This is a genomic window from Mesorhizobium sp. M1A.T.Ca.IN.004.03.1.1, from assembly GCF_003997555.1.
GTDB lineage: Bacteria > Pseudomonadota > Alphaproteobacteria > Rhizobiales > Rhizobiaceae > Mesorhizobium.
Genome location: NZ_RZTV01000003.1, coordinates 360285 through 373183 on the forward strand (window position 1 = coordinate 360285; position 12899 = coordinate 373183).

General features: G+C 64.8%; 13 protein-coding genes. 6 read left to right on the top strand and 7 right to left on the bottom strand.

Annotation, left to right across the window (positions count from 1 at the left end):
* Positions 1-37: 37 nt before the first annotated feature.
* A complete protein-coding gene (locus EOD29_RS12085; protein WP_245475323.1) occupies positions 38-922 on the top strand; it encodes a LysR family transcriptional regulator in 885 nt (294 codons plus the stop codon).
* 52 nt (positions 923-974) lie between these two features.
* Here EOD29_RS12085 and EOD29_RS12090 read toward each other — a convergent pair whose 3' ends face one another.
* A complete protein-coding gene (locus EOD29_RS12090) occupies positions 975-1556 on the bottom strand; it encodes a TetR/AcrR family transcriptional regulator (protein WP_127246818.1) in 582 nt (193 codons plus the stop codon).
* A 141-nt stretch (positions 1557-1697) separates the two neighbouring features.
* On the opposite strand from EOD29_RS12090, the gene EOD29_RS12095 reads away from it, so the two are divergent.
* On the top strand, positions 1698-2555 hold the full coding sequence (locus EOD29_RS12095) for a crotonase/enoyl-CoA hydratase family protein (protein WP_127246819.1): 858 nt from the start codon (positions 1698-1700) through the stop codon (positions 2553-2555).
* Here the strand turns inward: EOD29_RS12095 and EOD29_RS12100 are convergent.
* From EOD29_RS12100 to EOD29_RS12120, 5 genes are all read right to left on the bottom strand, one after another.
* Positions 2552-2866 (bottom strand): cupredoxin family copper-binding protein, encoded by a 315-nt coding sequence (locus EOD29_RS12100; protein ID WP_127246820.1) that lies wholly within the window; start codon positions 2864-2866, stop codon positions 2552-2554. The genes EOD29_RS12095 and EOD29_RS12100 overlap by 4 nt on opposite strands.
* Positions 2863-3387, bottom strand: coding sequence for a DUF4142 domain-containing protein (locus EOD29_RS12105; RefSeq protein ID WP_127246821.1), 525 nt, complete (start codon positions 3385-3387; stop codon positions 2863-2865). The genes EOD29_RS12100 and EOD29_RS12105 overlap by 4 nt, the downstream gene beginning before the upstream one ends.
* Before the next feature lie 191 nt (positions 3388-3578).
* The gene (locus EOD29_RS12110) at positions 3579-4277 is read right to left on the bottom strand and encodes an RNA polymerase sigma factor (RefSeq protein WP_206520464.1); all 699 of its coding nucleotides are present in this window, start codon (positions 4275-4277) and stop codon (positions 3579-3581) included.
* Between the two features lie 91 nt (positions 4278-4368).
* Positions 4369-5454, bottom strand: a complete 1086-nt coding sequence (locus EOD29_RS12115) for an HPP family protein (RefSeq protein WP_127246822.1) — start codon at positions 5452-5454, stop codon at positions 4369-4371.
* Positions 5455-5690: 236 nt separating this feature from the next.
* Positions 5691-6860 (bottom strand): cystathionine beta-lyase, encoded by a 1170-nt coding sequence (locus EOD29_RS12120; protein WP_127246823.1) that lies wholly within the window; start codon positions 6858-6860, stop codon positions 5691-5693.
* Positions 6861-7243: 383 nt separating this feature from the next.
* Between EOD29_RS12120 and EOD29_RS12125 the strand changes: the two genes are divergently transcribed.
* From EOD29_RS12125 to EOD29_RS12140, 4 genes are all read left to right on the top strand, one after another.
* Positions 7244-8272, top strand: a complete 1029-nt coding sequence (locus tag EOD29_RS12125) for an amino acid ABC transporter substrate-binding protein (RefSeq protein ID WP_066997146.1) — start codon at positions 7244-7246, stop codon at positions 8270-8272.
* A gap of 62 nt (positions 8273-8334) precedes the next feature.
* Positions 8335-9522 (top strand): amino acid ABC transporter permease, encoded by a 1188-nt coding sequence (locus tag EOD29_RS12130; RefSeq protein ID WP_127246824.1) that lies wholly within the window; start codon positions 8335-8337, stop codon positions 9520-9522.
* A 4-nt stretch (positions 9523-9526) separates the two neighbouring features.
* Entirely contained in the window at positions 9527-10684 is a 1158-nt protein-coding gene (locus tag EOD29_RS12135) for an amino acid ABC transporter permease (protein WP_127246825.1), read from the top strand.
* A gap of 15 nt (positions 10685-10699) precedes the next feature.
* Positions 10700-11503 carry an amino acid ABC transporter ATP-binding protein gene (locus EOD29_RS12140; RefSeq protein ID WP_066997155.1) on the top strand — a complete coding sequence of 268 codons (804 nt, stop codon included), beginning with the start codon at positions 10700-10702 and terminating at the stop codon, positions 11501-11503.
* A 148-nt stretch (positions 11504-11651) separates the two neighbouring features.
* On the opposite strand, the gene EOD29_RS12145 is transcribed toward EOD29_RS12140, so the two are convergent.
* On the bottom strand, positions 11652-12881 hold the full coding sequence (locus tag EOD29_RS12145) for an FAD-dependent monooxygenase (RefSeq protein ID WP_127246826.1): 1230 nt from the start codon (positions 12879-12881) through the stop codon (positions 11652-11654).
* Between the last annotated feature and the right edge of the window lie 18 nt (positions 12882-12899).

Below are 12899 nucleotides of genomic sequence, written 5' to 3' on the forward strand. Positions count from 1 at the left end.
CGTCATGGCAGGCGGCGCGGCATTGGGAAAGCTGCAGATGGCCGTCAATCCGCCGCGACCGCGCATGCCGCCGCTCAACGCCCTCAGGGCCTTCGAGGCGGCCGCACGCCATGAAAGCTTTGCCAAGGCGGCGGACGAACTCGGCGTGACCCCCGCCGCCGTCTCGCATCAGGTGAAGGCGCTGGAGGCTTGGCTAGGCTCTCCGCTCTTCGTGCGTCACGCGCAAGGACTGCACCTCACCGACGCTGGGCGTTCGGCGCTGCCCTCGTTTTCCACCGCCTTCGACGCCCTGGGGCTCGCCGTGCAGGAATTGCGCATCTCGGCGCCCCGGCCGCAGGTCAGCGTCGCGGCATTGCCTTCGATCGCGCAGCTCTGGCTGGCGCCGCGGCTGCCGGCCTTGCGCGCGGCGCATCCGGCGCTGCGCCCCTCCATCCATGCGCTGGAAGAGCCGCCGGACTTCCGGCGCGAGCCTTTCGACCTCGCTATTTTCCTCACCAGGTCGGGCGCCGGCCGATCCTTCAAGCTCTGCGACGACGTCATCTTTCCTGTCTGCGCGCCGGCGCTGGCCAGGCAATTGAAGACGCCGGCCGAACTTTCCTCGCAGCTCCTGCTCTGGGACACCACCTGGACGGAGGATTGGAGCCTTTGGTTCGAAGTCGCCGGCGTGAAAGGCCCTTCGATCGAGACGGGCTCCGAATTCTCGCTCTACAGCATGGCTGTGCAGGCCGCCGTCGACGGCGCCGGCGTTTTGATGGGGCATGAGGCGCTCGTGTCGCGCGCTCTCGCCGCCGGCTCGCTGGTGGCGCCGTTTCCCGAGTTGCGCGTGCCGACCGGCCGCGCTCTCTCGATCTTGGCGCCCGACCGTCCGCCCGCGCCCGCCGCCGCCATGATCGACTGGCTGCTGGGGGCAGCGCGCGGCTGAGGCCGCCGGACTCGCCCGTCGCGGTCCACGGGGTCAGGACGCCGGGCGAGGTCTACGCCGCTGCCATCCGCGCCCGCACCAGCGTCGCGGCGGCGTGGCCGGCGGCGGTGATGTAGTCGGGATTGTGGTGGATCAGCATGCTGGAAAAGGCGCCGTCCATCAGAAGCACGATCTCGCGCGCCAGCATCTTCGGCTCGCGCACGCCATGGTTTGAAAGCTCGCCCGCCAGCCATTTCTCGAAATTGCTCTTATGGCGCGAGCCGGCCTTCACCGCCGGATGGCCGGGCATCGCGGCGAGTTCGGCGGCCGTGCGCAGGAAGCCGCAGCCCTTCCATTTGACGTGCCGCGCCACGCGCGCCAGGTGGGTAAAGATCGCCGCGACCTTCTTGTCCGCGCCGCCTTGCGCCGCCTCGAACCAGCCGGCCATCTGCTTGAGGTTCGGCTGGTCGCGGCTGTCGAGATAGGCCGTGATCAGCTCGTCCTTGCTCTTGAAGTGGTAGTAGAGCGTGCGCTTGGTCAGCCCCGCCTTTTCCGCCACGGCATCGACGCTGACGCGGCCGATGCCTTCGGCATAGAAGAGTTTTGCGGCCGCGTCGACGAGGCGTTTCCTGGTTGGATTGGGCTTCTCGATCATCCATGAAGTATACCGACTAGTGAATATACAAACAAGCCGAAAGCTGATCCCTTGCAGCCGTTCCACAGAGCAATTCCAGGAAACTGCGCAGCGGCTTCCGTCCGGAATTGCGGAGAAAAACGAACGGCTAAGGAGAACACTATGACCGAGCCCGTGCTTTGCGAAATCCGCGACCGCGTCGCGGTGCTGACGCTCAACCGCCCCGAAAAGCTCAATGCCCTGAATTACGACCTTATCGACCGCCTGCTGGCGATCCTCGACAGGATAGAGACCGACGATGCCGTGCGTGCCGTGATCCTCACCGGGGCAGGGGAGCGCGCCTTCTCGGCCGGCGGCGACATCCACGAATTCGCGTTGAGCGTGGCCGAAGGCACGGATGTCGCGCTGCGCGATTTCGTCATGCGCGGCCAGCGGCTGACGGCGCGGCTGGAAGCGTTCCGCAAGCCGGTCATCGCCGCCGTCAACGGCCTTGCCTTCGGCGGTGGCTGCGAGACCATCGAGGCGGTGCCGCTGGCGGTCGCCAGCGACCGCGCCCTGTTCGCCAAGCCGGAAATAAAACTCGCCATGCCGCCGACCTTCGGCGGCACGCAGCGCCTGCCGAGGCTTGCCGGGCGCAAACGCGCGCTCGAACTGCTGCTTACCGGCGAGCCTTTCTCGCCCGCGCGGGCGCTGGAACTCGGGCTGGTCAACAAAGTCGTGGCGCATGAGGAGCTGATGCCGGCCGCGCTCGATCTTGCGAACCGCATCATCCGCCATTCGCAGGCGGCGGTGGCTGGCATTCTCACCGCGGTGGCGCGCGGCATCAACCTTAGCATCGCCGAGGGCCTGCTGGTCGAGGCCGAGCAGTTCGCCCGCATGGCCCCGACCGCCGACCTCGGCGAAGGGCTCAGCGCCTGGATCGAGCGGCGCCAGCCCATCTATGACGGCTCATGGACGCACGTCACCCGGCTGAGCGAGGCACGGCGCGCCTCGTTTCGGCGCGACCCCGCGGCGGATTAGGGCGCCACGTTGAGGTGACCCTTCATGTTGGGATGGAAGCGGCAGAAATAGTGGACCACTCCCGCTTGCTTGAGCGTGATCCTGCCTTTCGCTTTCGGCGGGATCATGACCTCCCAGCCGCCCTTCACCGTCGCGGTGTGGGCGATGACGTCCTTGTTCACCCACTCGATCGTGTCGCCGACCTTGGCCTCGACGCTCGCCGGCGAGTAGACCAGCCTGTCGATCGTCACCTCGATGGTGGCGGCGAGCGCTGGCGAAGCGACAAGCGTCAGCGCCAGCGAGCCGAGCAGCGATAACGCGCCCGCCCTCATTTCAGCGTGCCGGCGACATGCTCGGCATGCTGCTCATGTCCCTGGAAGATTTTCAGCCCGGTCTCGAGCAGGCTTTTCAGCTCGGCATTGCTGGCCGAAGGAATGAGCAGGGTTTCGAGCGCGCCGTTGACCTGCTTGTGATAGGCGACCTCGTTCTCGATATAGGCCTTATCGAAGGCAGTGCCCTCGAGCTTTGCCAGCTTGGCGCGCTCTTCCCTCGCCGCCTTGGTCAGCGCCTGGCTGGTGGCGTTGTCTTCCGGCTTCACCTTCAGCTTCTTCACCAGGTCGAGAGCCTGCTTGTTCACCGCCTCGTGGTCGCGCTCCATATCCTTGGCAAAGTCGACGACCTCCTTGGTTTTCGACTTCTGGATCGCCAGCTTCGCCGCCTCGATGTCGAGCACGCCGGCCGTATAGGCGATATGGGCGATCTGCGGGTCGGTCGGCTTCTCGGCGGCTCCAGCCAGCGGCGCTGCGCTGAGGAGGAGGAAGGCTGCGAGGGCTGCGGTCGGTCGGATAAACATGGCATCTCCTTCGCCCGGCACAGAGGCACCGGGCTCCATTCTGGGTTGACCGCCATTGGATGCGGGAGAGGGCGAAACGTTCCCGGGAAAAGTCGCGGGACACATGTTGGACATTGCATGTTGGAGATTGGCCGAAAAGCTCATCCGCGATGCCTATCCTGAACGCGGGCTTCGCGAAATCTGAACGCGCCTCAGGCCTCGAACCCCAGCCTCTTCATCACCGCCTGCGTGAGCCGTTCGCAGCGCCGGCCGGCGAAAGGAAAAGCGTCGAGCAGCACCGGGCCGATCTCGTCGTCCAGCGCCTTGCGCACCAAGGCACGCGCCCGATGCAGCCTTGTCTTCACCGTTTCCGGCCTGATGCCGAGCAGGTCGGCGGTTTCCTCGATGCTCAATCCCTCGATGACGCGGGCGACGAAGACCGTGCGATAGACATCGGGAAGGCTGTCGGTCGCCCGCTCGACAAGCCCGAGGATCTGCCGCTGCGCCATTGTCCGCTCCGGATCGTCGCCAGGGTTCAGGTCATTTGAATTCAACGGAAACCGGATGATCTGCGCGTCAGGGTTTTCAGGCATTGCCACGATGCGCTTTTTCTTGCGCAGCCGGCCGAGCGCCTCGTTGATGACGATGCGCGACAGCCAGGTCGAGAGCGAGGCATCGCCGCGGAAGCTGTCGAGGCTGGCGAAGGCGCGCATATAGGCTTCCTGCACGATGTCCTCGGCCTCGGCGTCGTTGCGTACCACGCCGCGCGCGATGCGGTAGAGCCGCTGGTTGTGCGTCTTGATGATCAAGCGAAAGGCGCCCGGGTCCCGTGCCAGGGCCCGGCGCACCAACGCCATCTCGCCGGCCTCCGCCGCCGAAACCGCGGCGGCCTGACTTGCTGACTTCATCATCGCGCCCCGATCTCCCGACAGGCGTTGCATCCGGGCAATTGGACGCGCCTGCCGGCAAAAGGTTCCCGGATTTTCCCGATCCAGTCGCGCGCTATGCTACAGCTTTCAGCGGCGGCCTGTCTGCGGCCTGCGCGCGGGCGGCGGCGGCAAGCAGATCGGTCTGGGTGATGAGTCCGAGAATATGCCGTCCGGCGTCGACGATCACCACCGCATGGCTGCGCCCGTCGGTCAGCAGCGGCAGCAGGCTCATCGCCGGCGTCTCGGGCGAGGCCGTGCCGGCCTTCGACATCACGCCCTTCACGGTGTCGGTCGCTTGCGTCAGTTCGCGCAGGCCGACGGCGCCGACCAGCCTCGCCTCGGCGTCGACCACCGGCAGGGTGCGGATATTGTGGTCGAGAAGCTGCTTGCGCGCCTCGTCGGCGGTGGCGTTCTCCGACATCGAGATCACGTCGCGGGACATAATGTCCCGGCAGAGCAGCGTCCGATGCGCGCGCACCATCGCCTGCAGCTCGACCTGGCGCAGCAGTCTTTCGATGTCGTCACGGTCCATGTCGAAGGTCTCGTCGAGTGCCGCCAGGGCGGCATCGACATCCTCGGGCCGGAAGCCGACGCGCTCCGCCGGCGGCCGGTCGGCTGTGCCGTGGCTGTTGGCGGCAGGCTGAGGCACATGCGGATAGTTGCGCCGCGACAGCTTGTGGAACAGGAAACCGAGCGTCACCAATATGATCGAGTTCAGCGCCACCGGCACGAAGGGAAACAGGAAGCCGGCGCTGATCACGGCCGGCCCGCCAAGCACGCCGGTGAGGGCTGCCGCACCGCCCGGCGGATGCAGTGAGCGCGTAAACGACATGGCGGCGATCGCCAGCGCCACCGCCAGCCCGGAGGCGATCACCGGGTTGTGCACGAAATGCGCCACCGTCACGCCGACCAGCGCGGAGATCGTGTTGCCGCCGATGATCGACCAGGGCTGCGCCAACGGGCTCGACGGAACGGCAAAGAGCAGCACGGCGGACGCGCCCATCGGCGCCACCAGCATCGCCACATGCGGTCCGTTGCCCATGGCGAGCCCGCTGATCACGCCGGTCAGCGCGATGCCGATGGTCGCGCCGATGCAGGCAAGCAGCCGCTCGCGCAGCGTCGCGCCGGCAAGGATCGGAACGAAGAGGCGGAACGCCATGGCAGCCCCAGGTCGAATGGCTTGAACTGTCGAATGGTGGAATTTGCGCTGCCCGAAATGCCGCCGAAGCCACGGATTTGGAAGCCAAACCAATCCGTATATTCGCGGCTGGAGAGAATATTATTGCAGCGCGGATCGCCTGCGAGATGCCGCCAGCGGCCTCGGCTTTCTCAATCGCGCCAAGGCTTTACGGCCGTCCGCGGATTCAGTTTGGCAACGGCATTTAGCACCGTCGCTCAGGCCTCGGCCGCGGCGGCGAGGCCGCGCTGGATGTCGGCCTTGAGGTCCTCGACGTCTTCCAGCCCGATCTGCAGGCGGATCAGCGGCCCGGCATAGGAGCCCTTGGCGATGGTGCGGTCGCCGAGGAAAACCGGCACCGCAAGGCTCTCATAGCCGCCCCAGGAGTAGCCGAGGCCGAAGATGGTCAGCGCGTCGAGGAAGGCGTGCTGCGTCTTCTGTCCGCCGCCATTGAGAACGATCGAAAAGACGCCGCTCGAGCCGCAGAAATCGCGCTTCCAGAGCGCATGGTCGGGATGGCTCGGCAGCGCCGGATGCAGCACCTGCGCCACGCCCGGCTGCTCCTCCAGCCAGCGCGCGATTTCGAGCGCGCTCTTCTGGTGCTGCTCCAGCCTCACCCCCATGGTGCGCAGGCCGCGCAGCGTCTGGTAGATGTCGTCCGGGCCTGAACAGCAGCCCAGCGTGCAGAACCCGTCATAGAGCTGCTTCCAGCAAGCCTCATTGGCCGAGACCAGGCCGAGCAGGACGTCCGAATGGCCGGCTGGGTATTTGGTTGCCGCATGGATCGAGATGTCGACGCCGTGGTCGAGCGGCTTGAAGTAGAGCGGCGTCGCCCAGGTGTTGTCCATCATGACGAGCGCGTTTGCCGCATGCGCCGCCTTGGCGATCGCCGGAATGTCCTGCACCTCATAGGTGTTCGATCCCGGCGACTCGGTGAACACCACCTCGGTGTTGGGCTTGATCAGCGATGCAATTCCGGCGCCGATGCGCGGATCGTAATATTCGACTTCGATGCCGAGCCGCTTCAGCATCGTATCGGCGAAATTCCGCGTCGGGTGATAGACCGAATCGACGATCAAAACATGATCGCCGGCCGAGACGAAGGTGAGCAGGGGAATCGTCACCGCAGCCAGTCCCGACGGCACGGCGATCGTGCCGGCCGACCCTTCCAGCGCATCGACGGCGAGCGTGAGCGCATCCATCGTCGGCGTGCCGCGCGTCCCGTAGGTGTATTTCTGGCTGCGCGAGGCCATCGAGGCGGCGTCGGGGTAAAGCACCGTCGAGGCATGCACGACCGGCGGATTGACGAAGCCGAAATAGTCGCGCGGGTTGTTGCCGGAATGGGCAAGCCGCGTGTTGATGCCTATGTTGCTGCCGTCTGTCGCCATAGTTCGTCGCTCGTCGCCCATAGTTCGTCGCTCGTCGCAGTGTGTCAGGGGCTCAGCCATAGAGCGATGGAACTGGTCGCGCAACCGCTGCGAACCCGCCAAGCGATGGTGTTTGGCTGCAGCTCTTGGCCAATTTGCGGGCGCTTTTGGCTGCAATTCGGTGATTTGCGGCAATCGGTTTTCAAACGTGTCGCAATTCGGTCATTTCCCTTGACCTCACAGGAATAATCGCCTTCGATGCGTTTCGTGAATGGGAGGCAGTGCATCGGCGAAACGATGCGGGTCCGGGAGCGGGCCCAAGTGGGAGCTGCATTCACAAACGAAAAAAGATCAAGCGTCGCCTGCAATTAGGGGCGCCTGTAACAGAAAAGGGTCTGTGGGTCATGAAACACATTGCATTGGGCATGCTTGGCGCCGCCGCGCTCGGGCTCATGGCGTCCGCCGCTTCGGCCGGCACGCTCGACACCGTCAAGCAGAAGGGCTTCATCCAGTGCGGCGTCTCGACCGGCCTCGCCGGCTTCTCGGCGCCGGACGACAAGGGCGACTGGAAGGGCATCGATGCGGATTTCTGCCGCGCCGTCGCGGCCGCCGTCTTCGGTGACGGCTCCAAGGTCAAGTTCACGCCGCTCAGCGCCAAGGAGCGTTTCACCGCCCTGCAGTCGGGCGAGATCGATATCCTCTCGCGCAACACCACCTGGACGAGCAACCGCGACAGCGCGCTCGGCCTCGATTTTGTCGGCGTCACCTATTATGACGGCCAGGGCTTCATGATCAACGCCAAGAAGCTGCCGGGTGTGAACTCCGCACTGCAGCTTTCGGGCGCCGCGGTCTGCGTGCAGAGCGGCACCACCACGGAGCTCAACCTCGCCGACTACTTCAAGAAGAACAAGATGGAGTACAACCCCGTCGTGTTCGAGAAGCTGGAAGAGGTCAACGCCGCCTATGATTCCGGCCGCTGCGACGCCTACACCACCGACCAGTCCGGCCTTTACGGCATCCGCCTGACGCTCTCCTCGCCCGCCGACCACGTCGTGCTGCCCGAGATCATCTCCAAGGAACCGCTCGGTCCGGCCGTGCGCCAGGGCGACGATCAATGGGCCCATATCGCGCGGTGGACGTATTTTGCGCTGCTCAATGCCGAAGAAGCCGGCATCACGCAGGCCAATGTCGAGGAGATGAAGTCGTCGACCGATCCGAACATCCAGCGCCTCCTTGGCACTGAGCCCGATGGCAAATACGGCGCCGATCTCGGCCTCTCCAACGACTGGGTTGTCAACATCATCAAGGCCGTCGGCAACTACGGTGAAATGTTTGAGCGCAATGTCGGCTCGGGTAGCCCGCTCAAGATCGCGCGCGGCATCAACGCTCTGTGGACGAAGGGCGGCCTGCAATATGGTCCGCCGGTTCGCTGATTGAAATGTGATCCGGGAGGCAGGTCGTCTGCCTCCCGGTTTCTCTTTTCAGGGGATCGTCTATGGCTTCGCAGGAAATCCTTCGGCAGGAGCCGGGTCGCGGCTCCTTCATCAATGACCCGAAAATACGCGCCCTGTTCTTTCAGACGCTGGTCGTAATTCTTCTGTTCGTTTCGATCTGGTGGATCGTCAACAACGTCATCGAGAACCTCCGGCGCCTTCATATCGCTTCAGGCTTCCAGTTCCTCAGGAACAGGGCCGGTTTCGATATCTCCGACACGCCGATTGCCTATACGTCGGACGCAACCTATGGCCGTGCGCTCATCGTCGGCTTGCTCAACACAATCATCGTTGCCGCCGCCGGCATTGTCCTGGCCACCATAGTCGGCTTCATCATTGGCATCGGCCGGCTATCGCAAAATTGGCTGATCCGTAAGATCTGCACGGTCTATGTCGAGATCTTCCGCAATATCCCGCCGCTGCTGGTCATCTTCTTCTGGTATTCTGGCGTGCTCGCGGTGCTGCCGCCGCCGCGCGAGAGCTATCACCTGCCGTTCGGCTCCTTCCTCAACCAGCGCGGCTTCTATTTTCCGCGCGGTGTCTGGGGCGACGGCTCCTGGCTGGTTCTGGTCGCTTTCGTCGTGGCGCTCGCCATGGCATGGTTTGTCGCGCACCGGGCGCGCCAGCGGCAGATGGCCACCGGCCAGCAATTTCCTGTGTTCTGGACCTCGGTCGCCCTGATCGTCGGCCTGCCCGTGCTCGCCTTCCTGCTCGCCGGCATGCCGCTTACCTTTGACTTCCCGAAGCAGTCGACCTTCAATTTGACAGGCGGATTTCAGATCAAGCCTGAGTTCCTGTCGCTCCTGCTGGCGCTTTCCTTCTACACGGCCGCCTTCATCGCCGAGATCGTGCGCGCCGGCATCAAGGGCGTGAGCAAAGGCCAGAGCGAAGCGGCGGCTGCACTCGGCCTACGCTCCGGGCCGATCCTGCGCCTGGTGGTGATCCCGCAGGCGATGCGCATCGTCATCCCGCCGCTCACCAGCCAGTATCTGAACCTCACCAAGAACTCTTCGCTGGCGATCGCCATCGGCTACCCCGATCTCACCGCCACCGCCGGCACGGTACTCAACCAGACCGGCCAAGCGGTCGAGGGCGTGTTTCTCATGATGATCGCCTATCTGGTGCTGAGCCTCGTCACCTCTGCGGTGATGAACGTGGTGAACGCCAGAATGGCGCTGGTGGAGAGGTAGAGCCATGCAGGAACACGACATGTCCTGGGTGCGCACCGAGATGACGCTGGCGCAGCCGGCGCCTCCTGGCGAGCGCGGCGCCTATGCCTGGGTGCGCAAGAACCTGACCGCCTCGGTTGGCGACACTATCCTGACCATCCTCGGCATTGCCATAGTCGCCTGGATCCTGCCGCAGGTCATCAACTGGGCCTTCATAAACGCAGTGTGGACCGGGCCGGACCGCACGGTCTGCGCCACCGTCTCGCAAGGCGGCATCCAGCCCGACGGCTGGACCGGCGCCTGCTGGGCTTTTGTCAACGCGAAGTTCGGCCAGTTCATGTTCGGCACCTATCACATCGAGGAACGCTGGCGGCCTATCCTGGTCGCCATCCTGTTTGTGGCGTTGCTGGTGCCTATGCTGATCCCGCGCGTGCCGCGCAAGGGGCTGAACGCCATCCTGCTCTTCCTCGTGCTGCCGGTCGTCGCCCACTTCCTTTTGGTCGGCGGTGTGTTCGGCCTGCCGCATGTCGAGACCTCGCGCTGGGGTGGGCTGCTGGTGACGCTCAGTCTCTCCTTCGTTGGTATGGCCGTGTCGCTGCCCCTGGGCATCGCTCTGGCGCTCGGCCGTCGCTCCCAGATGCCGATCGTCAAATGGCTTTGCGTCGTCTTCATCGAGACGGTGCGCGGCATTCCGCTGATCACCGTGCTGTTCTTCGCCAGCGTCATGCTGCCGCTTTTCCTTCCCGAGGGCGTTACCTTCGACAAGTACCTCAGGGCGCTGATCGGCGTGTCGCTGTTTGCCGCCGCCTATATGGCGGAAGTGGTGCGCGGCGGCCTCCAGGCGATCCCGAAGGGCCAGTATGAGGGCGCCGATTCGCTCGGCCTCGGCTATTGGCAGAAGATGGGCTTGATCGTGCTGCCGCAGGCGCTGAAGCTGGTCATTCCCGGCATCGTCAACACCTTCATCGGCATGTTCAAGGACACCAGCCTGGTGCTCATCATCTCGATGTTCGACCTGCTCGGCGTGGTGAAGCAGAATTTCTCCGATCCCAACTGGGCGACGCCGCAGACCCCGAAGTCCGGCTTGATCTTCGCCGCCTTCGTGTTCTGGCTGTTCTGCTTCGGCATGTCGCGCTATTCAATGTATACCGAGCGCCGGCTGGACACCGGCTACAAACGATAAAAAGGGGAATTGGCCATGGCCACCGAAAACGCCGTCAGCGCGGAAGACCTCAAGGTCGATGCCAAGAAGATGCACATCTCGACGACAGATGTCGCCATCGACATCGTCGGCATGCACAAATGGTATGGCGAGTTCCATGTGCTGAAGGACATCAACCTCAAGGTGATGCGCGGCGAGCGCATCGTCATCTGCGGTCCGTCCGGCTCCGGCAAGTCGACCATGATCCGCTGCATCAACCGCTTGGAAGAGCACCAGAAGGGCAAGATCATCGTCGACGGCAAGGAACTCACCAACGATCTGAAGAAGATCGACGAGGTGCGCCGCGAGGTCGGCATGGTGTTCCAGCACTTCAACCTGTTCCCGCATCTGACAATCCTGGAGAACTGCACGCTGGCGCCGATCTGGGTGCGCAAGACGCCAAAGAAGCAGGCCGAGGAAATCGCCATGCATTTCCTGAAGCGCGTCAAGATCCCGGAGCAGGCCAACAAATATCCTGGACAGCTCTCCGGCGGCCAGCAGCAGCGCGTGGCGATCGCCCGCTCGCTCTGCATGAACCCGCGCATCATGCTGTTCGACGAGCCGACCTCGGCGCTCGACCCTGAAATGATCAAGGAAGTGCTGGAGACGATGGTTGGCCTTGCCGAAGAAGGCATGACGATGCTTTGCGTCACCCACGAGATGGGCTTTGCCCGCAAGGTCGCCAACCGGGTGATCTTCATGGATCAGGGCCAGATCGTCGAGCAGAACACGCCGGCCGAGTTCTTCGATAATCCGCGCCATGAGCGGACGAAACTGTTCTTGTCGCAGATCCTGCACTGAGCTTCTGACGCCAATTCGAGAAGCCCGGCCGCCAACGGCCGGGCTTTTGAGCGACCGGTTGGTGAAGCGCGCTGCCGGTCTCGCCTTCCATAGTTGTCGAGGCGCGGTAGCATTGGCGGTCGTGCAGGACACCGCTGCAGCGAACGCCTCACCGCCTGTTCCGCTCCTCCCAGCCATAGAGCCAGTCCAAATCTCCCGCGAGTTTCTCCGCCGGGCGCGTCGCCAGCACCAGGTTGCGCGCGATCGCAACCGGGCCCCATGCGTGCCAGGCCATGCGGTTGAGTGCGCCGCGTCTGAGCACCTTCTCGATGCGCGGCCGCCTGAGATTTTCCCATGTGGTGAGGTTCTGCCGCGGATCGCCGGCAAAGTCGGCGATCAGATTGGCGAGCGTCACGGCATCCTCGATCGCCATCGCCGCGCCCTGCGCTGCGAACGGGGTCATGGCGTGCGCCGCGTCTCCGATCAGGGCTACGCCCTGCGGCATCGTCCAGCGCGTCTGCTCGACGGTGTGGATTGGAAACGCCGTCCATGGCCCGGCGAGCGCGGCGAGTCTCGCCAGCGCGGGCGCCGTGCCGCGCATGGCGCTGGCAAGAATGGCGGGGTAGGCATGGCCGGACCAGCCTTCGGCGATGCGCTCGCCCTTGGTGAAGGCGGCCAGGTTGAAGGCGCTGCCTTTGCTCACCGGATAGGCGACCATATGGAAGCCGGGATGCAGGAAGGCGGTGATGCAGTCGCCGGCGGCGATTGCTGCAAAAGCCTGGCCGGCGGCGCTTGTCGCTGCAACCGTTGCGCGCCAGGCCAGCTCGCCCGAGAAGCGGTTCTTCCCGAAGGCCGGCTCTCGACCCGCAAGCAGCCTGCGAACCGACGACCAGACGCCGTCCGCGCCGATCAGCAGGCCGCCGGCGGCCTCGATGCTGCCGCCATCCGTTTCGGCGGCGACGGCGATGTCTTGCGGGTGAACAGCGACGTCCGTTACCCGCGCGCCGGTGACGAGTTGGATTTCAGGATGCTCCGCCATCCGCGCCGTCAGCGCCGCCTGCAGGTCGGCGCGGTGCGCCACCAGATAGGGCGCGCCCCAACGCTCTTCGCCGGCCTGGCCGAGCGGCACGCGCGCCAGTTCGCGCAAGGTGGCAGCGCCCTTCAGCACCACCGCTTCCGGGCGGATCGCGCTCAGCCGCAACCGGTCGAGCGCGCCGAGCCGACTGAGCATACGGGTGGCGTTGGGGGAAAGCTGGATGCCCGCGCCCACCGCTTCGAGCTGGCTGGCCTGTTCCAGCACCGTGACGGCATGGCCGTGTTCGGCAAAGGCAAGAGCTGCCGTCAGTCCGGCGATACCGGCCCCGGCGATGACGACCTGCCGGGACCGCGCCTCCTCCATGGTCTAGCGGTCACCCAG